15 protein-coding genes and 1 riboswitch are annotated in these 25,652 nt (G+C 44.7%); all 15 genes read left to right on the plus strand.

The window, feature by feature from the left end:
* Positions 1 to 112: 112 nt before the first annotated feature.
* The 15 genes from rimP (at position 113) to DWW70_RS00815 (ending at position 25,596) form a co-directional block, all read left to right on the plus strand.
* A complete protein-coding gene (gene rimP, locus DWW70_RS00745; RefSeq protein WP_055144996.1) occupies positions 113 to 535 on the plus strand; it encodes a ribosome maturation factor RimP in 423 nt (140 codons plus the stop codon).
* Between the two features lie 12 nt (positions 536 to 547).
* Positions 548 to 1,738 carry a transcription termination factor NusA gene (gene nusA, locus DWW70_RS00750; protein WP_117549056.1) on the plus strand — a complete coding sequence of 397 codons (1,191 nt, stop codon included), beginning with the start codon at positions 548 to 550 and terminating at the stop codon, positions 1,736 to 1,738.
* A 49-nt stretch (positions 1,739 to 1,787) separates the two neighbouring features.
* Positions 1,788 to 2,057: an RNase P modulator RnpM gene (rnpM, locus tag DWW70_RS00755; RefSeq protein WP_015534837.1), complete on the plus strand. Its 270-nt coding sequence runs from the start codon at positions 1,788 to 1,790 to the stop codon at positions 2,055 to 2,057.
* Entirely contained in the window at positions 2,041 to 2,370 is a 330-nt protein-coding gene (locus DWW70_RS00760) for a L7Ae/L30e/S12e/Gadd45 family ribosomal protein (RefSeq protein WP_082418050.1), read from the plus strand. The genes rnpM and DWW70_RS00760 overlap by 17 nt, the downstream gene beginning before the upstream one ends.
* Before the next feature lie 3 nt (positions 2,371 to 2,373).
* Positions 2,374 to 5,259 (plus strand): translation initiation factor IF-2, encoded by a 2,886-nt coding sequence (gene infB / locus DWW70_RS00765; RefSeq protein ID WP_118649092.1) that lies wholly within the window; start codon positions 2,374 to 2,376, stop codon positions 5,257 to 5,259.
* Between the two features lie 8 nt (positions 5,260 to 5,267).
* On the plus strand, positions 5,268 to 5,681 hold the full coding sequence (gene rbfA, locus DWW70_RS00770; RefSeq protein WP_015534838.1) for a 30S ribosome-binding factor RbfA: 414 nt from the start codon (positions 5,268 to 5,270) through the stop codon (positions 5,679 to 5,681).
* A 33-nt stretch (positions 5,682 to 5,714) separates the two neighbouring features.
* Complete coding sequence (locus tag DWW70_RS00775; protein WP_015534839.1) at positions 5,715 to 6,662, plus strand: DHH family phosphoesterase; 948 nt, start codon at positions 5,715 to 5,717, stop codon at positions 6,660 to 6,662.
* Between the two features lie 84 nt (positions 6,663 to 6,746).
* Positions 6,747 to 7,649 (plus strand): tRNA pseudouridine(55) synthase TruB, encoded by a 903-nt coding sequence (truB, locus tag DWW70_RS00780; RefSeq protein ID WP_118649093.1) that lies wholly within the window; start codon positions 6,747 to 6,749, stop codon positions 7,647 to 7,649.
* A 12-nt stretch (positions 7,650 to 7,661) separates the two neighbouring features.
* The gene (locus DWW70_RS00785; protein WP_118649094.1) at positions 7,662 to 8,633 is read left to right on the plus strand and encodes a bifunctional riboflavin kinase/FAD synthetase; all 972 of its coding nucleotides are present in this window, start codon (positions 7,662 to 7,664) and stop codon (positions 8,631 to 8,633) included.
* 135 nt (positions 8,634 to 8,768) lie between these two features.
* Entirely contained in the window at positions 8,769 to 14,126 is a 5,358-nt protein-coding gene (locus tag DWW70_RS00790) for a glycoside hydrolase family 9 protein (protein ID WP_118649095.1), read from the plus strand.
* Between the two features lie 411 nt (positions 14,127 to 14,537).
* A riboswitch (cyclic di-GMP riboswitch) is annotated at positions 14,538 to 14,613 on the plus strand.
* Between the two features lie 123 nt (positions 14,614 to 14,736).
* Positions 14,737 to 15,552: a substrate-binding periplasmic protein gene (locus DWW70_RS00795; RefSeq protein WP_117549050.1), complete on the plus strand. Its 816-nt coding sequence runs from the start codon at positions 14,737 to 14,739 to the stop codon at positions 15,550 to 15,552.
* Entirely contained in the window at positions 15,536 to 17,701 is a 2,166-nt protein-coding gene (locus tag DWW70_RS00800) for an ATP-binding response regulator (protein ID WP_118649096.1), read from the plus strand. The genes DWW70_RS00795 and DWW70_RS00800 overlap by 17 nt, the downstream gene beginning before the upstream one ends.
* 29 nt (positions 17,702 to 17,730) lie before the next feature.
* Positions 17,731 to 18,426: a YczE/YyaS/YitT family protein gene (locus tag DWW70_RS00805; RefSeq protein ID WP_118649097.1), complete on the plus strand. Its 696-nt coding sequence runs from the start codon at positions 17,731 to 17,733 to the stop codon at positions 18,424 to 18,426.
* 1,079 nt (positions 18,427 to 19,505) lie between these two features.
* Positions 19,506 to 19,919, plus strand: coding sequence for a hypothetical protein (locus tag DWW70_RS00810; RefSeq protein ID WP_118649098.1), 414 nt, complete (start codon positions 19,506 to 19,508; stop codon positions 19,917 to 19,919).
* A 136-nt stretch (positions 19,920 to 20,055) separates the two neighbouring features.
* A complete protein-coding gene (locus tag DWW70_RS00815) occupies positions 20,056 to 25,596 on the plus strand; it encodes a DUF4132 domain-containing protein (RefSeq protein WP_118649099.1) in 5,541 nt (1,846 codons plus the stop codon).
* The last annotated feature ends 56 nt before the right edge of the window (positions 25,597 to 25,652 follow it).

The following is a 25,652-nucleotide window of genomic DNA, read 5'->3' on the forward strand; positions in this document are numbered from 1 at the left end:
CATGAGAGTGGGCCTTGGCCCACTCTCAATTGTTGTGGGGATAATATTTTACAGAAAGGTGGTCGTATTTACGAAGAGAGCGGATATTGAAGCAAAGACGGAGGCACTTGTGATGCCGATCATTGAGGCGAACAATCTGGAGCTTGTTGATGTGGAGTACGTCAAGGAAGGCAGTGATTATTACCTCAGAGTGTATGCGGACAAGGAAGGTGGCATCACGATCGGTGATTGCGAGATAGTGAACAGAGCACTTGGAGACCTGCTTGACCAGGATGATTATATAGGAGATGCCTATATACTGGAGGTCAGCTCACCGGGGCTTACGAGACCACTGAAGAAAGAGAAGGATTTCAAGAGAAGCATAGGTAAGGTCGTGGAGATCAAGACATTTGCCAAGGTGAATGGTGCAAAGGAATTCGAGGGTGTGCTCAAGGCATATGATGAGAATACAGTTACCATTGAGCTTGAGGATGAGACAGAGATAACAATAACGAGAAAAGATATTTCCATGATACGATTAGCATTTATATATTAGGAGGATAAAAAGGTGTCAGAGATCATTGAAGCATTGAATCAGCTTGAGAAGGAGAGAAACATTAGCAAGGATGTTCTGCTTGAGGCTATAGAGAGATCACTCAAGACAGCCTGCAAGAAGGATTTCAATACAGACGAGAACATTACAGTTTCACTGGACAGAGAGACTGGTGAGTGCCATGTATATGCAGCCAAAGAGGTTGTTGAGGAAGTTGAGAATCCTGCATGCCAGATAACACTGGAGCAGGCCAAGATGATAAGCAGCAAGTACGAGATAGGTGATACAGTAAATATAGAGATCACAACTAAGAACTTTGGAAGAATCGCAGCCCAGCGTGCGAGAAATGTCATCGTTCAGGCGATCAACGAGAACGAGAGAGCAGCTATATACGATCACTTCCATATGAAGGAGAAGGATATCGTAACAGGAATCGTTCAGAGACAGGTTGGAGACAGCGTGAATGTGAGCCTTGATGACAAGACAGAGGCACTCTTAAAGCCATCAGAGATGATCGAGGGAGAGAGCTACGAGAGAGGCGACAGAATAAAGCTTTATATCACAGAGGTCAAGAAGACAAACAGAGGACCAAGGATCACTGTATCAAGAACTCATCCAGAGCTCGTCAAGAGACTTTTTGAGAAGGAAGTAACAGAGATCGCAGACGGAACAGTTGAGATCAAGAGCTTCTGCAGAGAGGCAGGATCAAGATCTAAGATCGCAGTATGGTCAAACGATGAGAACGTCGATGCAGTTGGAGCATGCGTAGGAATCAATGGTGACAGAGTAAATGCTGTCGTTGCAGATCTGAACGGTGAAAAGATCGACATCATTCCTTGGAGTGAGAACCCTGCTGAGTTTATTTACAATGCGCTCAGTCCTTCAGATGTTGAGGACGTATCCGTTGATCTTGATGAGAAGACAGCATTTGTCGTAGTACCTGATACACAGCTTTCACTTGCAATCGGTAAGAAGGGTCAGAATGCCCGCCTTGCAGCAAAGCTGACAGGATACAAGATCGATATCAAGAGCCATTCAAAGGCTGAGGAGATGGGTTACTTTGATGAGCAGCCAGAGGATGAGTACGATGAGAACTTTGATTCTTATAACGACGATGAATATTATGATGAAGTAAGCGAAGATAAAGATGCCGATGCTGCTTCATTTGACATAGATGAAACAGTAGACACAAACGACGAAGAGTAATCATTTGCATTGATGTAGTGGCACATGATAGAGAATAGGGAGTGATGAGATGGCAAAGAAGGTACCTCTGAGGCAATGCCTTGGATGCCGTGAGATGATGCCGAAGAGTGAGCTGATAAGGATAGTCCGAAGCAATGACGGGCAGTTCGCAGTTGATGCAACCGGCAAGCTCAACGGAAGAGGCGCTTATATATGCAAGAGATCCGAGTGCCTTAAGAAGGCGGTTGGAAGCAAAGCACTTGAGAAGGCTTTCAAGGTCAGCATACCTGCTGAGGTGTATGAACAATTAGACAAGGAGCTGCGTGACATTGAAGAATAACAAGATCTACTCGTTAATTTCTCTGTGTGCCAGAGCCAGAAGGCTGTGCAGTGGCAATTTCTCAGTAGAGAAAGCAGTTAAGAATCAGAGCGCGTACGTGGTCATTGTGGCGAAGGACGCTTCTGACAATACGAAGAAACTTTTCGACCAGAAATGTAATTATTATGGGATTCCTTATTATGAGTACGGGACAAAGGATGAGCTTGGCAAGTACAGTGGCAATGAGATGAGAACATCCATTGCGATACTTGACGAGGGATTCGGGAATCAGATCATAAAGTACATGAATGTAAATGAAAACATGGAGGTGTAACATTTGGCTAAAATCAGAGTACACGAATTATCAAAACAGTTAAACATTTCAAATAAAGATATCATAGATACCCTTGGCGCAAAGGGAATAGAGATCAAGAGTCATATGTCCAATCTGGACGATTCGATGGTTGGAATAATTAAGGCTAAGTTTGGAGCAAAGACTGCGCCAAAGGCCGAGGCTCCAAAGGCTGAGACCCCAAAGCCTGCAGCACCAAAGCAGGAGGCTCCAAAGGCAGCGCCTAAGACAGAGCAGCCAAAGCCTGAGACAGCAAAGCCTGCTGCAGCGCCAAAGGCGGACGCGCAGAAGCAGAATCCTTCAAGGGATGACAATTCAGCAGCCAGACAGGGTTCTGGCAATCATGTAAGATTTGCCAGGGAGGACAGAAACGGCGGCAAGATGAATAACAACGGTAACAGAGTCAGATTTAACAACGACAGACAGGGCGGTTCAGACAGAGCCAGATTCAGCAACGACAGGAACCAGGGCGACAGAAATCAGGGTGACAGACCAAGATTCGGCAGAGATGGCCAGGGCGACAGAAATCAGAGTGACAGACCAAGAGTAGGCAGAGACGGTCAGGGCGACAGACCAAGGTTTAACAGAGATGGCGACAGAAACCAGGGTGACAGACCAAGAGGAGGCAGAGACGGCCAGAATGACAGACCAAGGTTTAACAGAGATGGTGATAGAAACCAGGGTGACAGACCAAGATTTAACAGGGACGGCCAGGGTGACAGACCAAGGTTTAACAGAGACGGAGACAGAAACCAGGGTGGCGGACGCTTCGGCAATGGAGATAGAAACCAGGGCGGAAGAGGCTTTAACAGAGATGGTGGCAACCGTTTCAGCAACCGTATCAATATGCCATTTGGCAAGGATGACGAGGATGACAGCCCAGCTCAGAAGAGAGCACCATTCAAGAGAGACCGCAAGGACTTCGATGCGAAGGAGATGCCGGGTAAGGATTTAAAGAGCCAGAACAGAGATAACTACAACAGAGATAAGAACAAGCCACGTAAGGGCAACAGAAGATCACCTGAGGAGGTCGAGGCTGATATCAGCAGACTTGCGAAGAATGTGAAGAACAAGCCACAGAAGAAGCAGCAGGCACCACAGGAGGATCCGGATGCAATCAGAACCATCACACTTCCTGAGGTTGTAACACTCAAGGAGCTGGCTGATGCGGTAAAGACTCCTGTAACAGCACTTATCAAGAAGCTGTTCCTCGCAGGTAAGATGGTCAATGTGAACTCAGAGCTTCCATTTGACGAGGCTTCAGAGATCGCACTTGAGTACAACTGTATAGCTGAGGAGGAGGAGAAGGTAGATGTGATCGAGGAACTCCTGAAGGAGGACGAAGAGGACGAGAAGGACATGGTTCCAAGACCTCCAGTAGTCTGCGTTATGGGACACGTTGATCACGGTAAGACATCACTCCTTGATGCGATCAGACAGACAAAGGTTACATCGGGCGAGGCTGGTGGAATCACACAGGCGATCGGTGCATCTGTTGTCGATGTAAATGGCCAGACCATCACATTCCTTGATACTCCTGGACATGAGGCGTTCACAGCAATGCGTATGCGTGGTGCACAGAGTACAGATATCGCTATCCTTGTTGTAGCTGCCGATGATGGAGTAATGCCACAGACTATCGAGGCTATCAACCATGCAAAGGCTGCCGGAATCGAGATCATAGTAGCGATCAACAAGATCGATAAGGAAAGTGCCAATATAGAGAGAGTTAAGCAGGAGCTTACAGAGTATGAGCTTATCCCAGAGGATTGGGGTGGTTCAACAATATTCTGCCCTGTATCTGCACATACTAAGGAAGGTATTGACAATCTCCTTGAGATGATCCTCCTCACAGCGGATGTGCTTGAACTTAAGGCAAATCCTAACAGAAAGGCAAGAGGTATCGTCATCGAGGCTGAGCTTGACAAGGGACGTGGACCTGTTGCAACAATGCTTGTACAGAAGGGAACACTCCACGTTGGAGATTACATCGCTGTAGGAGCGTCACATGGTAAGGTACGTGCCATGACCAACTCAAGAGGTGAGAGAGTTACAGAGGCTCTTCCATCAACACCTGTACAGATCCAGGGTCTCAACACAGTTCCTGACGCAGGTGAGATATTCATGGCAGTTGACAATGAGAAGGAAGCCAGAACCATATCAGAGACATACATCTCACAGGGTAAGGAGAAGCTTCTTGCAGATACAAAGCAGAGAATGTCGCTTGACGATCTGTACAGCCAGATCCAGGCCGGCAACCTCAAGGAGCTCAAGATCATCATCAAGGCAGATGTACAGGGTTCGGTTGAGGCCGTTAAGCAGAGCCTTTTAAAGCTCTCAAATGACGAGGTCGTTATCAAGTGCATACATGCAGGTGTAGGTGCTATCAACGAGTCAGATATAATCCTTGCATCAGCATCAAATGCCATCGTAATCGGTTTCAACATCAGACCGGATGCGAGAGCAAAGGATATGGCTGACAGCGAGGGCGTAGATGTTCGCCTGTACAGAGTCATCTACAATGCAATAGAGGATATTGATTCAGCAATGAAGGGTATGCTTGATCCTATATATGAGGAGAAGGTCATCGGACACGCAGAGATCAGACAGACATACAAGGCTTCTGGTATCGGTGTCATTGCCGGTTCATATGTTCTCGACGGAACAATCAACAGAAACTGCAGCGTAAGGATCACCAGAGAGGGCAATCTTATATTTGAAGGAAAGCTTGCTTCACTCAAGAGATTCAAGGATGATGTCAAGGAAGTTAAGTCCGGCTTTGAGTGTGGTATGGTATTCGAGAACTTCCAGGACGTTGCAGAGGAAGATCAGATAGAGGCATACGAGATGGTAGAGGTGCCTAGAAAGTAGTAATAGATATGAGAAAAAACAGTGTAAAGAATAACAGGATCAACGGTGAGGTTCAGAGAGAACTCAGCAGGATCATCAGCCGTGAGATCAAGGATCCAAGAATATCACCTATGACTTCGGTCGTTGATGTGGTTGTCACACCTGATCTCAAGTTCTGTAAGGCATATATCAGTGTCCTGGGTGACCAGGATGCTGTTGATTCCACATTTGCAGGGTTGAACAGCGCAATGGGATATATCAGAAGAGAGCTTGCTCATTCTGTAAATCTGCGCAATACACCGGAGATAACATTTATCATGGACCAGTCCATAGAGTATGGTGTCAGTATGTCCCACAAGATAGATGAGGCTCTCGGAAAGCATGGCGATGCTGACGAGAGTACAGATGAAAACTCAGAGAGTGAAGATGAGTTTGAAGAGTAGGATATAATATGAGAATTTAAAAGGAGGTATATCATGAACGATCTTATAAGGGAGATAGAGAACGCAGACAGCATAGCCATAACAGGACATATCAATCCTGATGGTGACTGTATAGGTTCAACACTTGGAATGTATAACTATATTACAAGCAATTACCCTGACAAGAGGGTTCAGGTATATCTTCAGGAATTCCCGGATGTATTCATGTTCCTGAATGGTGCATCTACTGTAAAGCATGAGGCAGATGACGAGACCTATGATCTGTTTATGTCGCTTGACTGCGGAGATATGGACAGATTCACACCATTTGTCAGATATTATGAGACTGCGAAGAGAACTCTTTGCATAGACCACCATGTGTCTAACAAAGGCTTTGGTGATGTGTGCTATGTGGAAAGTGATGCATGCTCCGCTGCGGAGGCTATATTCAAGCTCCTGGATGAGAAAAAGATCAACCAGCAGTGCGCAGAGTGTCTGTATACCGGTATAGTCCACGACACAGGAGTGTTTAAGCACAGCAATACCACCAGAGAGTCCATGACCATAGCGGGAATCCTGATAGAGAAGGGAGCGAGACCAAGCTTTGTCATAGATGAGACATTTTACAAGAAGACGCTCACACAGAATAAGCTTCTGGGCTATGCGCTTCTAAACATGAAGCAGTTTGCAGATGGAAAGATAACCCATACACTTCTGACAAAGGAGGACTTTGACAGATTTGGTGCCAGCAAGATGGATACGGATGGAATCGTGGATCAGCTCAGACTGACATCAGGTACTGAGGTTGCTTTCTTCATGTATCAGGCTGGTGAGGATAATTACAAGATATCCCTCAGGGCAAATGATATCGTGAACGTGAGTGAGATTGCGTGCAGCCACGGCGGTGGCGGCCATGTGAAGGCTGCGGGATGCAATATGTCAGGTGATCCGGAAAAGATAGTTGCGGAGATAGTTGCGGATATAGAGAAACAGCTTGGCTGATAAATTGCAGAAAAGATGTGATCTGGAACAGGTACTGATACAGCGGACTGATGTAAAAGACTTTGGATTGGATTTGAAATAGTTATGATAGATGGATTTATCAATATATATAAGGAGCAGGGGTTCACATCATTTGATGTGGTGGCAAAGCTCCGTGGTATATTAAAACAGAAAAAGATAGGTCATACCGGAACTCTCGATCCCATGGCGGAGGGAGTTCTTCTTGTGTGTCTGGGAAGTGCTACGAAGATGTGCGATCTGCTCACTGAGAAGAACAAGACATACACATGTACCATGCTTCTCGGAAAGACCAGCGACACCGAAGACGTGACAGGAGTCATGACAGACGTGACAGATGTATATCCTGATGAGAAGACAGTCAGGGCTGCGGTGATGAGCTTTGTAGGCGATTACATGCAGATCCCGCCTATGTATTCGGCAATCAAAGTAAATGGTAAGAAGCTCTATGAGCTGGCGAGGGCCGGACAGGTTATAGAGAGAGAGCCGAGATCGGTCACGATACATGGTATCACCATACAGTCGGTAGAACTTCCGAGGGTGACATTCGATGTGAGCTGTTCCAAGGGAACATATATCAGAAGCCTGTGCAGGGATATAGGAGAGAAGCTTGGCTGCGGTGCGGTGATGGAGAAGCTTATCAGAACCGAGGTGAAGGGCTTTACTATAGAGGAAAGTCTGACACTTGATGAGGTGGAGAAGGCAAGGGATGATGGAACGCTTATGCAGCATGTGCTCACAACAGACAAGCTTATGCCGGATATTCCAGAGCTCCATATATCAGCAAAGGGTGAGAAGCTTCTTGCAAATGGAAATAAGCTCAGTGCGGATGCATTTGCCGAGGATAAGATATACAGGGACACATATGTCAAGGTGTACGATGAGAATGGAAGATTTGCGGCACTGTATGAATACAGTGATGAGAAGAGGCAGTATGTGCCATTTAAGATGTTTCCGGTGAGCAATTAAGGACAGACAGTTATGATTCATATAAAGGATACAAAGAAGATACAACTAAATAGCACAGAGCGCACGGCGGTTGCACTGGGAAAGTTTGATGGCATACACCAGGGGCATATGTTATTGATAGAACAGGTGCTCAAACTGCAGAAAAAAGGCTATATGGGTGTCGTGTTCACATTTGACATGAGGGAGAACCATGTGTTTGATGTGAGCAATATGAAGACCATATACACATCTGACGAGAAGGCACAGGTGGTATCGGATACCGGAGTTGACGTCCTGGTTGAATATCCGTTTGACGATGCATTTGCGGCTACAGAGCCGAAGGCGTTCATCAGAGATGTGCTGGTGGACATGATGCGGGCCGGATATGTCGTGGTTGGAAGCGATTACAGATTCGGCAGAGACAGAAAGGGCGATGTGGATACCCTGAAGGATTATGCGGGCGAGTATGGATATAAGGTCATAGTCATAGACAAGCTGGAACAGGATGACGAGGTGGTCAGCTCAACTGTCATCAGGAAGAATATTTCTGAGGGAGATGTGAGGTCGGTCATTCCGATGCTCGGCAGACCGTACAGTATGACAGGTGAGGTGGTGTCCGGCAAGCAGCTTGGAAGAACCATAGGAATACCAACGGCGAATATGCCGCCGGAGGAACGCAAGCTGTACCCGCCGGCTGGTGTGTATGCTTCAAGGATCAGAATAGTTCAGGGAGAGCATGCGTGTCATGTGGATCCGTTCAGAGTCTATAATGGAATCACCAACATAGGTGACAACCCAACAGTGAACGACAAAGGAAACATTACTATAGAGACTAATATCTTTGACTTTGACAGGGATATATACGGACAGATCATCAAGGTGGAGCTTATAGAGAAGATCCGGGGCGAGAAGAAATTTGGAAGCCTGGATGAGCTCAAGGCCCAGATGACAAATGACATAGAGAATTCAAAGAGAATACTTGGAAACAAGGTGTTGGTAAAATAGCACAGAAAACATTGGTAATTATGCGGATAAATAATGACGGATTATTGGGTCGCATGAAGATGTTTTCTGTGCTATATTTTTAATAATAGGGTATTTTTTTCTGGTAGAAAAGGAAGTACAAGGAGGAAAAGGGAAATGAGAAAGAAAGCAGCGAGCAGGATCCTGGCATATGTTCTCACCTTATGCATGATCATCGGCAATATAACATGGCCGGAGATCACAGCTAAGGCGGAGACCATAACGCTGGATCTGAAACCGGACACCGGTTGGAAGACGGTGACTGCAGCAACGGATGAGTGGAGTGATCATGGAAAGGCGGAGATAAGGTTTTCGCCCGCCTCAGATATGGCATCCATGAAAGCAATCGCGGATGCAGGGTATAAGACACTTAAGATCACATATGCGGTTGATACGTTCACCGCTGCAAGTGGACAGAATGCGGGAGTTATGCCATTTGCATCGTATGGCACGGATTGGTCGAACAATGAAATATGGGTAGATCTGTCCAAGGCAGGACAGTTTGAGACCGTACTTGATCTGGCATCTATCAGCACAACCAGCACGGAGAAGGTGGCATTTGGAATACAGGTGGCGAACCTTCAGGCGGGCAGTACGATAAAGTTCAGAATTGTATCAGCGGTTCTTGCCGGAACAAAGAATAGTTCAGGCGGTTCAGGTTCATCAGGGGAGTCTGGCGGTTCGGGAGACAGCGGATCAGGCAGTGCGGACCTTGATTCAATTGGAAACACAAGCTCAAGCGTAACCGCAAGTCTTGCTGATGGAGATGGAACAGCCAAGGGAGACGGCTACTACGAGACAGAGATAACGATAAATAACAAGAGCAATTCATACATAGCAGACTGGATAGTGGTGGCTGATGTGAGTGGCTCGGTAACTGCAGTTAAGGATTACAGCAGCTGGTCAGCCCTCAAGGGTGTATTCAGTGATGGAAAGCTGTACATATATCCAAACACATCCAAGAAGTCAGGTGCAGTAAATGCCGGATCGAGCGTGAGTTATTCAAAGCTTGGCTACACAGGCACGGCAAATGGTGTGTCTATAACAGGTGTCAAGGTGTACTACAGCTCACAGTCAGGTGCATTTGACTCATTTATCGGTTCACTTTCATCATCATCTGGCGGAGCCGGGGACAACACAGGCGAGATCAATACAGATGTTGAGTACAATTATGCAAAGCTTCTTCAGGAGTCACTGTATCTTTATGATGCGAATATGTGCGGAAGTGATGTATCTGCAAAGAGTGAGTTTTCTTGGAGATCAAACTGCCATACTGAGGATGCAAAAACAACATATAATGGAAAGACTGTGGATGTCAGCGGTGGATACCATGATGCGGGAGATCATGCCAAGTTTGGTCTGCCACAGGCATATTCGGCTACAGTTCTAGGACTTGCGCACATGGAGTTTGCCGAGGCATTTGCGGATACTGCTACAGAGGCACACTATAAGAGGATCATGGACAGATTCGTTGATTATTTCGAGGAATGCACAGTCCTTGGAAGTGATGGCTCGGTTCAGGCTTTCTGTTATCAGGTCGGTGATGGAAATGTCGATCATGGATACTGGGGAGCTCCGGAAAAGCAGTCATCAAGAAGTGGACAGGCAACATTCACATCTGATTCGGATACGTGTACAGATATCGTTTCAGAGACAGCGGCGGCACTTGCGGCATATTATATAAATTACAAGGATAAGAAAGCGCTTTCCTATGCGGAGAAGCTTTTCACATATGCGGATACTAAGGCTAAGAAGAACAGCTCGGGTCCGGCATCAGGTTTCTATAACTCAGATTCATGGGAAGATGACTATGCCCTTGCGGCGGCTCTTCTGTACAAGGCTACAGGAAAATCAGCATATGCAACAAAATACAATAATGTATATGGTGGCAGAACAAATCCTAACTGGGCTCTTTGCTGGAATAACGTGGCTCAGGCGGCTCTGCTCTACAGTCCTAATTCATCCAAGAAGAGCGTGTTCGTGGAGAACCAGTCAGGACTTATAGCAAGCAAGACACAGTCAGGAGATAACAATTTCTGCCTGATAGACAGCTGGGGATCGGCGAGATATAACACTGCTCATCAGATGACAGGTCTTCTGTATGATACTATATATGGAAAGAATGATTATTCATCATGGGCAAATGGTCAGATGAAGTACATACTTGGCAACAATGCAGGTTCAAAGTGTTTTGTTGTCGGTTACAACAAGTATTCATCAAAGTACCCTCATCACAGAGCCTCAAGCGGATATCAGGGTTCTGTAACTGGAAATGCATATACAAAGCAGGCACATGTACTAGTCGGCGCTTTGGTTGGCGGTCCGGCGGGTTCGAGTACATCCTATGTAGATAGCTCAGAAGATTATAACCAGAACGAGGTTGCACTGGACTATAATGCAAGCCTTGTGGGTGCAGCAGCTGGACTTTATCTGTATGTAAAGAACAGCGGAACAGATGAGGAGAAGGCAGCACAGAAGGTAGTTCCAAAGAGCGAGGTGTCGTCAGAGCTTAGGACGATAAGCGGTGAATCAGGTGGAAATGTCACCACTGAGACTACAACAAAGACAACTACCACAGAGAAGGCAACAAAGAATCCTTCATCTGGATCCAGCACGGGTTCGACAGGATCAACAACAGGTTCATCAACAGAAAAGACTACAGAGTCTTCTACGGAAACTCAGGTTATACCAGTCAAAGGAATCACATTTGACCAAACGGCACTTACTATGAAGGTAGGTGAGAGTGGACAGATAAAAGCCACAGTCACACCAGCGGATGCGACAGACAGCTCACTCGTGTGGACAAGCTCTGACAGGACAAAGGTATCAGTTCAGAATGGCAAGATAACGGCACTTACAGCTGGAACGGCCACCATCACCGCAAAGGCAAAGGATGGTTCAGGAGTTAAGGCTGTGTGCAAAGTCAAGGTTCTTGAGCCGGGAAAACTGTCATGCGAAACTTCTGGAAAGGCATGGAATGCTCTTGTCTATGGATACGGGGATGTTTCTTCAGAACGCATAGGCTTAAGTAATTGTGGCGAGACTGAGCTGAGCGATGTGAAGGCGAGTCTCAAGACCGGAAGTAATTTCCAGATCACAGTATATCCTGCAGGTCAGATAGCAGCCGGACAGGAGACCTCTGTTGAGGTGAGACCTGTGACAGGCCTTGCTGCAGGAAGCTATAGCGATACACTTGTGATCACAACAGCAAATGGAACAGCGAATATACTTCTTAAAGCGAAAGTCGCAAAGTCTGAGAACACAGCTAGTGTGTCACTTGCCAAAAAGGCAGTTTCATCATTATCTGTAACAGTTGAGAGCTATGTATCAGGTACAAATACAGGAGTTGAATATGCAATATCTACAGTTCCTGTCGATGATGCGGATAGTCTCACATGGCAGGACGGCGCATATTTTGCAGGACGCAAGGCATTTACAAAGTATTATGTATATGGACGAATGAAGGCAACTTCAAATCTGAATGCCGGTGCAATGAGTAAGGCACTTGAGATTGTGACACTTGTGTCAGATCCATACACAATAGATGTTGGACGACTTGGCGACAGTGAATATGTTGGAGCTTTGGTAGATGGCAATGGCAATCCAACTGTAAGAGTGTCTGAGTCCGGTAAAAATATACTGGTTTCATTTACACAGAGCGGTGATTATACTGTGACGGGCGATGGCGCAGATGTGGCGGTTGATACCGGAAAAGCAGGCAGTATCACGATAGACAGTGCTGTGTTAAAGAAACTCACAGTAGATCCAGGCAATTCTGGAACATTCGTGATCAGTGTGCTTGGAAACAATATCGTCTCAGATGGAATCAAATGTATGGAGAATTCTGCGGGATCAGGTGTTGTGAAGATAAATGGAAATGGCGATTCATCAGTGATAGTCTCATCAACACCGGATGCTCCGGCGGTGAAGGCTGACGGAGATGTTGAGATATCAGGCATAAAGATAAAGTCTGAGGGCAAGGGCGTTGAATCAGCTGGCACAGTGAAGATATCCGGTGGCAGCAACAAGATAGAGGCAGTGTCGGAGGCCGTTGCAGCGAAGGATGTCGAGATGACAGGTGGCTTGCTTGATGCCACATCCACAGCTCTTGGCGAGGATGAGTCGGTTATATCAGCGGATAATTCTATAAAGCTTGTAGGCGGAAAGATCACAGCAGATGCATCAGGTTCAAGTACAGGTGGATCATTTGGTGTCAGATCAGACGATGGAAAGATCATAGTTGACGGAGATGCCGTTATAGGCGGAGATCCGACGTATTCAAAGGATCCTGTAGACAGCACGGGTGAGAGCATTGTTATGGTCAAGGTGACATTTGTCGATGAGAATGATGATCAGATCTGTGTATCGTCATTCAACAAGGGTTCAATACTTGATATCTCAAAGCTCGATATAACTACAAAAGATGGTGTAGCTTACTCAGCATCAAAGCCTGGGTACAGCCTGACATGGACCGACAATGCAGGTAAGACATATGTGGCCGATGCGTTGTATGGAGCCGTGGATGGAGATATTACACTGAAGGCTGTGTGGACATGGATAACGGTTGACATATCTAAGAGCGCAAAGGTAATTTATAAGGCGACACAGAAGGCATCCTACAAGGCTACATATACGGGAGCGAAGATAACTCCTGCAGTAGTGGTTAGTGTCGGAAATACCACACTTGTATCTGGCACAGATTACACAGTTACATATTCATCGAATATAAATGCCGGAACAGCCAAAGCGGTCGTAAAGGGCAAAGGAAAATACAAAGGCACGGTTACATTGACATTTGCCATTGCAAAGAGAGATATCAAAAAGGCAAAGGTGGCTGTGTCAGCAAAGGTTCTGTATACAGGCAAGGCTGTAAAGCCAAATACCAAGGTGGTGTATGGCAAGACCAAGCTCACATTGAATAAGAACTACAAGATAACATGCTATTCCAATAAGAACTTCGGAAAGGCAAAGGTCGTCATAACCGGAATTGGCAACTATGGTGGAAGTGTGGTGAGATACTTCAATATAGTTACAAAGGCTGGAAAGGTATACACATACGGAAACTATAGATACAAGATAACAAATGCATCCACAAGCGGAAGAGGAACAGTAACTCTTGTGTCAGCTGTCAAGAAGACAACTTCTGTTACAGTGCCGGATGCGATAAAGCTTGGCGGAAAGACATTCAAGGTCACTGCCATAGGAGGCGGAGCATTCAAGGGCAATACAAAGCTTGCAAAGGTTGTTATAAGCAAGAATGTAAAGACCATAGGTTCAAAGGCATTTTACGGATGTAAGAACCTCAAGGCACTTGTGGTGAGAAACACAGCCATGACCACAAAGACGGTAGGAGCTGCTGCCTTTACAGGAACATACGCAAAGATGACCGTAAAAGTACCGGCATCAAAGCTTGCTTACTATAAGAAACTTCTGGTAGCAAGGGGTGTGTCTAAGAAAGCGGTTATCAAAAAGTAAGATATATTCAATAAAATAATTTCTTTATAGACATTTCAGAAAGATCCAGACATGACGTATAAGTTGTGCCTGGATCTTTTTTCTATAGGTAGAGATGGGGGACGGAGGTGCTTAACATAAAACAGGCAAAGAGTTTGCTGAATGGTATTGCCTAATATTTTGCTTTGAATGGTTTACAAAATGATTTGCGCTTCAAAGTTTTATGTGACAAACGTAACATCCTATGATATTATAAAAAAGATATAAGCGAAAATGACTTTTGCAGAAAGACGTTTTAAAGATATGGAACGATCTTAGTACAAATGAGCAGGAAACAGTGATGTCAATGTTGTGTGGACTTCGGAAGTAGAAGAACAGTTCGAATGTATATATCGGCTGTTCTTTTTTTGGGCATAAGTTTAAAAGTTAAAAAATGATAATCGGCAAACCAGATGAAAGTCTGGGACGCAAAGCTACAGGGCCTTTAAAATGGCAGCCAGTTGCATGAAATTAGGTGCACTGTCTGTAGGACAGTGTTTTTTTATGATGATATTTCATAGATGTAACCATAATAATTTTATTAGGAAATCAGATATGAAAAAACGAAAAAATAGTTAAGGATAGACGGAAAATGATAGGAAAAAGAGTGATTGCAGGCATTCTGCTTGCGGGAATCTTAACAGTCACCCTGGCAGGGTGCACAAACACAGGTGACAGTAGAAAAGAAATGGAAAAACCCATCATCACGCTCGGGAGTGACAGTTATCCACCATACAATTATCTGAATGAGGATGGAATCCCGACAGGAATTGATGTAGAACTGGCTACAGAAGCTTTCGAAAGAATGGGATATCAGGTGGAGGTTGTACAGATCAACTGGGAGAAGAAAAAAGAACTGGTGGAGAGCGGAGAGATTGACTGTATCATGGGTTGTTTTTCCATGGAAGGACGCCTTGACGATTATCGCTGGGCGGGACCATATATAGCAAGCCGTCAGGTGGTTGCTGTAAATGAGAACAGCAATATCTATAAACTGAGTGACCTGGAGGGAAAGAACCTGGCTGTCCAGTCCACAACCAAACCGGAAGGCATCTTTCTGAACCGGACAGATGAAAGAATCCCCAAGCTGGGAAATCTGATCAGTCTTGCACACCGGGAGTTGATTTATACGTTTCTGGGGAAAGGATATGTAGATGCAGTTGCCGCACATGAGGAATCGATTTTCCAGTATATGAAGGATTATAACACAAGCTTCCGTATTCTAGAAGAACCGCTGATGATTACGGGGATAGGTGTTGCTTTCGCAAAAGATGATGACAGAGGAATCTGTGAGCAGATGGACCAGACGCTGGAAGAAATGCGTCAGGATGGCACATCCCTGAAAATCATTGAAAAATACCTGGATAATCCTGAGAAGTATCTGGAGGTAGATGATCTTGGATATTAAGAGAAAGAAGAAAGAAAAACGAATCCGGCTGCTCGGTGGTCTGATTGGAATCTGTGTGGCAATAGCCTTTCTGTTCTATTTCTTCAACGCAGAAAAAACAGAAGCAGAGAAAAGAATGTTGGAGATTGTAAACTATGTCAAAGTGCAGTGTTCAAGCTACACCCATTATAATGAATCTTCGGAATCCAAAAGTCTCCTCCGTGCGATTGAAAGTGCCAGACAGATGAGTACGAATATCGACATGGAAACAGAAAACGGTGGTCAGCTGAGTCAGGAATTTCTGAAAGAAAATCTGCAGACGCTCTGGGTGGATGGTATCATTGTACTGGATAAAGAAGGAAAGACGGACTGTGAATACAGCACGGATGAATTTCTGTACAACGAGATTACGGAGTATCTGCAAAAAGAAATTATCATGGATTTTGCCGGATATGAAGAAAGATCTTATTCAGAACGGTTTACCAGGGAAGATGGATCATATATTGATATTGCAGCCTGCGCCAGAAAAGATGCACCGGGTATTGTGGCAATCTACTATTACACATCACCTGAATTTGCCAGAAATTATACCCTTACGATACAGAGGCTTTTAAACGGCTATAGTGTCCATAAAGATGGAACAATAATTATTGCAGATGATGGAATAGTTGTTGCCAGTAACGATGAGAGCCTTCTGGGGCAGAATACAACTGGTAACGAGGTTGTTCAGGAAATGAAAAAGCATACAGACAGTCAGCATATTTATCATTTGAAGAATGAGGGAACTGGATGTTACGGTATCATGCTGAAGCAGCGAGATTATTATATTTATGCATATCTTCCGGACACAGAAGTGTTTCATAACCTTCCATTGAGTGTAGCAGGTGTTATTTTCCTTTATTTGCTGATGTTCAGTACATTTGGGTTCTGGGCATACAGAACCAATCTTACACATCAGAAACTGGAACAGGAAAAAGACGAAAAATATAAAGCAGAACTTCTGATAGCTGCAAAAAAGGCAGAAGCCGCCAATGAGGCAAAAACGGAGTTCCTTCAGCGAATGAGCCATGATATCCGGACTCCGATCAATGGAATCTGCGGTTTGGTCAATATGGCAGACTATTATGCAGATGATATGGAGAAGCAGGCGGAATACAGGACAAAGGTTAAAGAGGCATCCAATCTGTTGCTGGAACTGGTAAATGATATTCTGGATATGAGTAAGCTTGAGTCTGGTGAAATCGTTCTGGAAGAGATTCCATTTAATCTGAGCAGTATTTCAAGGGAAGTATTCGTTGTGATCGAGCCGATGGCTGCAGAACAGAATATCCGGATCGTGTGGGAGAAAAAAGAAATCACACACCAGAATTTTATTGGAAGTCCAGGGTATGTGAAACGTGTGATGATGAATATCCTGTCGAATGCGGTGAAATATAATAGAGAAAACGGACGTATATATATCAGCTGCATGGAAATTCCATCCGAACAGCCAGAAATGACGACAATGGAATTTGTCTGCCGGGATACAGGAATCGGAATGACTGAGGAGTTCCAGAAATGTGTGTTTGAACCATTCACGCAGGAACACACAGGAAGCCGCACAAAATTTGCAGGAACAGGCCTGGGAATGCCGATTGTAAAAAATCTGGTCGAGAAAATGGGTGGAACAATTACCTTTGAAAGCAAAGAAGGCGAAGGAACTACCTTTGTGATCAGGGTTCCGTTTAAAATAGATCTAGATGCGAATAAACGTGAAGAGCAGAAGTGTGTATCAGAAAAATCTATAAAGGGACTGCATATTCTTCTGGCAGAAGATAATGAGCTGAATATGGAAATTGCAGAATTTGTGCTTCATAATGAAGGCGCGGACGTGACAAAAGCATGGAATGGTAAGGAAGCTGTTGAGCTGTTCAGAAAAAGTGAATCTGGTGATTTTGATGCTATTCTTATGGACATTATGATGCCGGTCATGAATGGTTATGAAGCCACAAAGATGATCAGGTCTTTGGACAGAGTGGATGCAAAGAAGGTACCGATCATTGCAATGACAGCAAATGCATTTACGGAGGACAGGCTGAAAGCTAAAGAAGCAGGAATGAATGACCATGTGGCGAAGCCGGTTGACATGAGTATTTTAATATCTGTCATTGCAAAATATATAGAACGATGATCCGTTTTTGGAAAAAGAGGAGCAGAGTAATGAAGAACATGAAGGTAAGAATCCCAATGTATTTTGTTGGACTGTTTATTATGACTATAGGAATAGCACTTTCAGTCAAATCCAATCTGGGAGTGTCGCCGGTTAGCTCTATACCATATACGATGACATGTGTATGGGGAATCGAGATGGGAAAGGCGACGATCATATTCCATGCGGCATTGGTGCTTATACAGATCATTATACTTCGAAAGAATTTCAAACCGATAAATCTTCTTCAGATAGTGGTTGGAGTAGTATTTGGATACTTTACGACGTTCTGTAATTATCTTGCGACATTTCTGCCATCAACAGATAACATAGTTGTCAGGGGTGTTTTGATGCTTGTGAGTACCATATTCATAGCAGGCGGAATATTCTTTTATCTGCCGGCGAATCTTATCCCACTTGCCGGGGAGGGTGTTATGCAGGCTGTCTCAGAGGTCACATACATTGAATTTTCAAAGGTAAAGATCGGATTTGACTGTTCTATGGTGGCTGTGTCGGTCGTAACATGTCTGATCTGCATACACAGTCTTGGAAGCGTGGGCGCCGGTACGGTTATTGCCGCATTCCTTGTTGGATTCAATCTGGGTAAGTTGAATAAGACATTTGGCGGAAAACGAGATAAACTTCTTGGAAAGCACACATACACTGAGGAGGAAGTGCTCAGGGAGAGAATGGAGCAATTGCATTAGGACTTGTTCCTGCCCGTGAGCCGGTCGAATTTTTATCCTTAATCAACCTGTTTTGTAGAATTAGGGATAATATTTTCTCGTTTTCTAAAATATAGGGTTGTAAGGTATAAAAGTTCAGGACTTTATCCTGAAAGGCGGTATTTGTGAGCTCGTCTACGTATGTCTGACTGTTGTATTCTATGCGCTTTTTCTTTCCATCAATCAAGTGACAGTATCTGCTCTAAATTCGTATCGGAAGGCTGCTCTGATCTATTCCTATCTACGTCATATGATGCGGGAACGGTGGCATTTTCCGGTTTTGTAAGTTTTAAATTCATTTTTGAAATCCCCTTTTGTACTTGTTTATATGAGACGATATAACATTTGGGTTTTGTTGGCAAGGCTTTTAAGTAAATACATGAGCCGGAATGATTGGGTGGAGTTTTATTTGTTTGCTTTTGATATTACGTGGTGTATAATTTATAGCATGATAAATAAGTGTTTATGATTATACTTAAATAATAAAAACGATATATTTGACATAAAAGCGGTTGAATGTTAATATAAGTGTAAAGAGGTGCTACCGATAGACGGTTAGCCCTGATATTGCAATTACAAAAAAGTAACCGCCAAGTTTTGTCAGGACAGGGCGGTTACTTTTTTGTCTTATTTCTTATCATTGCTCTTAGAGCCAACGGCATAACCAAGAGCAAAGCATGTTATGCATAAGCTGATGATGGCTATAAAAAGTTCCGTTGTAAGCATAAGCACAAACCTCCGTAATAGATTTCCGTAAATGGATGTATCTATGTAAACACAGGCTATAAACTCCTGTGGCGAAGGCTAACCGCCTACCGAATAGGGTAGCACCTCTTATATTATAACAAACATACGTTCGATAATCAATATACATGAAAAGATAAATTTTTATTTGCTCTACAAAACACTTAGACCATATAAGTTCAAAGAAAGTGCTAATGTGGCTTAACAGACACTATTATTCAATATGTGCAATTTTTGCACAAGTTGAACATTTATTTCAGTATGTGCAATTTCTGCACAATGTGAATATACATATAACAAGATTTCGGGGGAATCACATGACTTTATACATGAACATAAAACAGCTTGGCAAGCGTAAGGACACAGTTCACAAGGTCCCATTTGAATATGACACAGCACCGAGTACGCTACGGGAACTCATAACAGAGACAGTAAAGATATGCGTGGCACAGTACATATCCCGCATGGATCGCGGCGATGCAGTGCTGACAGATGAACAGATCGATGACATGGGAAGAATAGGAAAGATAGCATTCGGGATCGTCTATGGGGAGAAGAAACCGGATGTGAAAGAGGCGGTAGAGACAGCCATTCAGGGATTTGAGGATGGGCTGTTCAGAGTGTTCCGCGGTATGGATGAATTAACGGAGCTGAACAGGAAAGAGGAGTTTAACGAAGGGGATGAGATCACATTTATCCGCCTCACAATGCTGGCGGGCAGAATGTGGTAAGTAAAAGATCGTAGATTCAAAGTATTGGTCAAAGACTACTAGCGAACAGGAACGCGAACAGTATATGCGCAAAATATGGGAATATGCAAGGGCATGATTTGCGTAGATGATACGTGGACAAAAGAAAGGGGTTACAATGGCGGAGGACAAGAAGACAAGACTTGAGCTTGAGGAGCAGAAGAGAATCGCAGATGAAGTGAGAGAGGTATTTGACGAGAATTCCACGAAGCTCAGAAAGAGCTACAGTGCGGATGCGCAGAAGCTTCTTAAGGAGATGGATAATTACTATGGAGATGTAAAAGAGTCGATGATCGGCAAGAGACTTGAGACATTTCTTGAGAATGAAAAGAATGTTCCTTCGGAATTCTTCAGGAAGGAGCTGAAGCATTTGCCGGGGTGGGTGCCGGATCATCTGCTGGAGGATTTCTACACTTCTATAGACAGCATAATCAAGTGGCAGACAAGCCAGTATTATTACAGAAGAACCATGCGTACAAAGAGGTATGGGGCATTTCTTGACAGATATTTCAGGATCATGAATGAATATCACTCCATGGGGATATACGGATGCGACATAGTATCTCTCTACAGGGAGAAAATGCCGCAGGATATATTGTGCTATTACAGGGATGGCAACAGCAATGGGTATAGAATAGTATCTGAATATTGGATACAGGCGGAGCTCGACAGGGGAAATGCAGAGCTTGAGGAAGTGCTCATGGACATCATGTTCGGTGAGAGTGCGCAGACAAGGCTAACGACCAATATCCTCAGGGGAATATATATGAGCTCCAACACAAGACTCCATGAGGCTGTAGGCAAGCTGCTCGTTGCAGCAAAGCTTCAGGAGGGGCTTAGGCAGGCGATATGTGAGAACATGGATTATGGAACAGCAGGTGCATTTATGACCCTGTTCCATGTAATAAAGGAGAATGATCTTCTGAGATTCTCGTCTGTCATGAGGGCTGTAGCCACTTGGACAGGACTTGTGACTGACGAGGAGAGCAAGCTTGACCATATACAGAAGAAACAGCTGCTACTTATAGATACATATCTGAATGATGAAAATGCAAGGCGTGAGGCATTATCCGGCGAGGATGCCATGCAGATCTATCTTGCGCTGTGGAGCTATGGTTTCTTTGATGTGGACGAGGCATGCCATGTGATGAACAAGCTGGCGCTTGATGGCAGCAGACACCAAAGACTGGTATTTGGCACATATATTAGGGCAATGAGTCTGGGAAAGGTGTACACACACAGCGTTGCAAAGGAATTTATCAAGAGATTCCCAGACGAGATGGACACCATGGCGGTCATCATGCCAAGCTTCATGTCGGATTACCAGCCTTATATGAATAGTCTCATATATAAAGACGGCAGATCGTACAACAATGAACTTAAGAAAATGACATTTGCCGAGGTGGACAAATATTTTGACAGCAGGAAAGAATGTCAGGAGATGTACGATATCCTCATGGGCATACTTGAGCGCATGCCAAAGAAGAGGCTTGAGTTTGATCCGTGTGTATTTCCATGGAATGCCGAATATCTGGACAGATCTGCAATCATCATGAGACTTGCGGTCTGTGCAAGCGCTCTCAAGGACGAGGACAAGATCACTTACATAGCGGAGATGGTTCCTGAGATAGATTCCGCAAGGTACAGCAGAGATGCGCTTTTGCTTCTGCTTGTAAGGCAGCCGGCAAATGACAGACAGCGTGCCATACTGGTGGATGCGGTTGCCGACAAGGAGACATATACCAGAAACAAGGCGGCGATGATCGTTAAGGATATGAAACTTTCGCCGGAGAATTATGTACAGCTTGAGAATATGCTCAAGTACAAGAAGTCAGACATAAGGGAGACTGTACTGTCTATACTTTATAAACTTGACGGTGATGACATGGACGATCTCATCGGAAGACTTCTCGCAGATTCCAAGGAGGAGAAGAGAACAGCGGGACTTGATCTGCTGCTCCAGCTCAAAAATGATGAGAACAGGCAGAACCTTTTTACAGATTGTGTTGGTCATATAGACGCTATGCAGAGGGAGTCTGCGAATGGAAGATCCAGTGTTACAACTAAGGAGCAGATTCTTATACGTGAGATAAAAAATGTTGGCACAGACCGGGCTGGTGCAGATGAGGGGTATGGACTTTATGATGTAAATGCGGACTATGAGCCGATATTTGACAAGAGTTATCTGGCTGAGTGCCTTGAGCTGTACAAAAAGTATTTCCCTGAAAGCGGGATTGCAAATGATAATCTGTGCAAGACTGCCAAGAGCGAGGGTGCATTTGCAAAACTCAAATCAAAGATTGTGCCTAAAAAGAAAGACACGACATCTGATTCAGAAGTTATAAATATATTAAGAAAATTTGATGCATTTGTGGATGAGCACAAAAATGATGAGTATGAGATGGCTGACGGAGAGATCGGCCTGCTTGGTGAGGCAGGTGGAAACATATATGTGAACCGTGACAAAGTGGCATGTGAGGAATTGTGGGTAGATTTCTACGAGAAAAATATTCAGACTCCGTATATGTGCATGCAACTCTATGTGTATCTGAATGGCTACAACAGTGACAAACAGGATTTCAAGAAGTACTGTGAGAGTTTTATGGCGGATATGTTTGGAAATATATATATAGAAGAATGTCCGGCATTCGGATATCTTGCCATTTCCAGAGCTGTAATTGGTTTCCTGTATAGAAGATATGTGATGGATAGTGACAAGATGAGACTTGCCGTTGTGGCAGCAGACTATCTGCTTGGAAGAAACGATGAGCTCATATATACATTTGGCGGGAATAAAGGTGGCAGCAGTATATCTGGTGATGATTCAAAGGTATATCACAGAAGTGTGCTCACAAATGAGCAGATCATGATAATAACAAGGTGGCTTGCGATCGATGGTGACAGCGATATATTGGACGTAAAAGAAGATTCTGACGAGGCAAGGCAGAATGAAGAGGATTTCAGGCATTTGTTTCCATACAACTATGCCCTTGCAAAGTGTCATAACTTTAATATACCTTCAGACGTTGTAAATGATAGAAATTCATATTACTGGGTACACACAGGAAGTGTCATGCCGGTTCCTGGTCTCCTGAACTATATTGCCGCATACAGTCGTGGCATTATATCCAGGGATTATATGTACAAGATGGCATTTGAGGGGAATTCCCTGGATAGGAGCCTCAAATGTGTATCTGACGTGATGCGTTTTATAACGGAGCGCAACAGGAAGGTGCAGACCAGAGGCTATGAGTGGGGATATACGGAGCGTGAAAGGCTGAGGAGTGTGAGGCAGATACTTCTTCACAGTCCGGAAGGAGAGTTCTCGGAGACGGACGAGAAAAGGCTGGATATAGCTAAGAAGCTGTACACTGATATGTCCGAGCTTGTGCTTTCTGCAGAGCTCACAAGGGGAGATACAGAGACAGAATTCTCTCCATATATATACGGGCTTACAAGAATATTCGGAGCGGAGTATTTTGTCAGGATACTGTCAGCCCTAGGCAAGGAGACGTTGGAGAGATCAACGTATTTCAATACCGGTTATTACTATAATCGTCAGAAGGTCAGCAAGAAGAACAGTATGTCACATCTTCTTCAGGCGTGTGTGCCAGATGCAAATGACAGTGCGGAGACTCTCAAGACATATCTTACAGGTACGGATATAAGTGATGCCAGGCTTATAGAGGCAGCTATGTATTCTCCGGAGTGGATAGATATAGTTGGAGAGTATCTTGGATGGGATGGATTTACTGCGGGATGCTACTACTTCATGGCGCACATGAACGAGTCATTTGATGACAAGAGAAAGGCTATGATAGCGAGATTTACCCCGCTTGAGGTGAATGAGCTGAATGACGGTGCATTTGACAGGACGTGGTTTACCGAAGTCTATGACAGGCTGGGTGACAAGCGATTCCAGCTTATATACAAGGCGGCGAAATACATTTCAGACGGTGCAAAGCACACCAGGGCGAGAAAATATGCGGATGCGGCGCTTGGCAAATATGTTGAGCCCGAGCTGATGGCTGAGATCGAGGCAAAGAGAAACAAAGATCTGCTCATGGCGGTGGGAATCCTGCCGATAGAGAATGAGGAGCAGATAAAGGACAGGTACATGTTCCTTCAGAAGTTCAAGAAGGAGAGCAAGCAGTTCGGAGCGCAGAGGAGAGCCAGCGAGGCGGCAGCAGTTTTTACAGCTATGCGCAATATGGCGATCAATGCCGGATATCAGGACGTGACGAGACTTACCCTACGTATGGAAAGCCTTGTAGTTCAGGGCATGAGGGAATATTTTCAGCCGCATGAGGTCGGAGAAGTGACCGTATGGCTTGAGATGGAGGACGGCGGCAAATGCGCTGTCATCTGTGAGAAGAACGGCAAACAGTTAAAGTCAGTTCCGGCAAAGATCAAGAAGGATGAGTATGTATTGGCTCTGATGGATGCCAAGAAGCAGATGGCGGAGCAGTCAAGGCGTACAAAGGCGATGCTTGAGGATGCGATGGAGAGCCAGGAAGAATACACCTGGGCTGAGATCAGGGGCATGTTGGAGAATCCTGTTATACATGACATGGTGGCTGCGCTGGTGTTCAAGGTGGCGGAGCCGGATGGCGTGAAGGCAGAGCTTGATAATGCGGCTGACAGTATTATGTCAGGGGCAAATGAACTTGATGATAGCAAGAATGTAGTGTTGGGATTTGCTGCTGAGGATGGATTCAATACATTTGTGGCAACGTCTATTGGTGATGAATTTGATCAGCTATTGGGTGGGCAGAAATCTACTGACGGCGATATTGTACAGCCATCAGAGAATTGTGCTCAGACTGTAAGGCACATAGAGCTGTCAGACGACACCAGACTCACAGTAGCACATCCATTTCACATGTACATGGTTGGCAAATGGCATGATATACAGAAGTATGTATTTGACAACAAGATCGTTCAGCCGTTCAAGCAGGTGTTCAGAGAACTCTATGTGAAGACCGAAGAGGAAATGAACATGGAACATTCCCTCAGATACGCGGGCAATCAGATCCAGCCGAAGAAGACACTTGGCTGCCTGAAATCAAGACACTGGGTAGCTGATATAGAGGATGGACTTCAGAAGGTGTACTACAAGGAGAATATAGTGGCACAGATCTACGCTCTTGCAGACTGGTTTTCACCTGCGGATATAGAATCTCCGACACTTGAATGGGTGGTATTTTCGGATAGAAAGACAGGAAAGGATCTCAAGATCAAGGATATCCCGGATATCATTTTCTCCGAGGTCATGAGGGATGTGGACATGGCGGTTTCCGTAGCACATGCCGGAGGTGTGGATCCTGAGACTTCACATTCGACTGTTGAGATGCGAAAGGCGATAGCAGAATTTACCATGCCGCTTTTCAGATTGACAAATGTTACATTTACAAAGAATCATGCAGTGATAGAGGGCGAGCGAGCAAATTATACAGTTCACCTTGGAAGTGGAGTGGTACATCAGGAGGCAGGACCTATGATAAATATACTTCCTGTACACTCACAGAGGCGTGGCAGAATATTCCTGCCATTTGTGGATGATGATCCAAAGACATCGGAGGTGCTCACGAAGATACTGTTCTTTGCGGAGGACAATAAGATCAAGGATCCTTATATACTGGAACAGATCGAGCAGTGAGTGTGAAGATAATACTGCTGCCTGTGACAAGTAAGTGATGTGACGTTTGACAGATA

Origin of the sequence: Coprococcus sp. AF16-5, assembly GCF_003479365.1 — a bacterium.
Classification (GTDB): domain Bacteria; phylum Bacillota; class Clostridia; order Lachnospirales; family Lachnospiraceae; genus Coprococcus; species Coprococcus aceti.

Coding starts and splice junctions, on each gene's coding strand:
- DWW70_RS00810 (WP_118649098.1), top strand. CDS start 19,506: ATGACTTTATACATGAACATAAAACAGCTTGGCAAGCGTAAGGACACA.
- DWW70_RS00790 (WP_118649095.1), top strand. CDS start 8,769: ATGAGAAAGAAAGCAGCGAGCAGGATCCTGGCATATGTTCTCACCTTA.
- DWW70_RS00775 (WP_015534839.1), top strand. CDS start 5,715: ATGAACGATCTTATAAGGGAGATAGAGAACGCAGACAGCATAGCCATA.
- rnpM (WP_015534837.1), top strand. CDS start 1,788: ATGGCAAAGAAGGTACCTCTGAGGCAATGCCTTGGATGCCGTGAGATG.
- rbfA (WP_015534838.1), top strand. CDS start 5,268: ATGAGAAAAAACAGTGTAAAGAATAACAGGATCAACGGTGAGGTTCAG.
- DWW70_RS00785 (WP_118649094.1), top strand. CDS start 7,662: ATGATTCATATAAAGGATACAAAGAAGATACAACTAAATAGCACAGAG.
- rimP (WP_055144996.1), top strand. CDS start 113: ATGCCGATCATTGAGGCGAACAATCTGGAGCTTGTTGATGTGGAGTAC.
- truB (WP_118649093.1), top strand. CDS start 6,747: ATGATAGATGGATTTATCAATATATATAAGGAGCAGGGGTTCACATCA.
- DWW70_RS00815 (WP_118649099.1), top strand. CDS start 20,056: ATGGCGGAGGACAAGAAGACAAGACTTGAGCTTGAGGAGCAGAAGAGA.
- DWW70_RS00795 (WP_117549050.1), top strand. CDS start 14,737: ATGATAGGAAAAAGAGTGATTGCAGGCATTCTGCTTGCGGGAATCTTA.
- DWW70_RS00800 (WP_118649096.1), top strand. CDS start 15,536: ATGATCTTGGATATTAAGAGAAAGAAGAAAGAAAAACGAATCCGGCTG.
- DWW70_RS00805 (WP_118649097.1), top strand. CDS start 17,731: ATGAAGAACATGAAGGTAAGAATCCCAATGTATTTTGTTGGACTGTTT.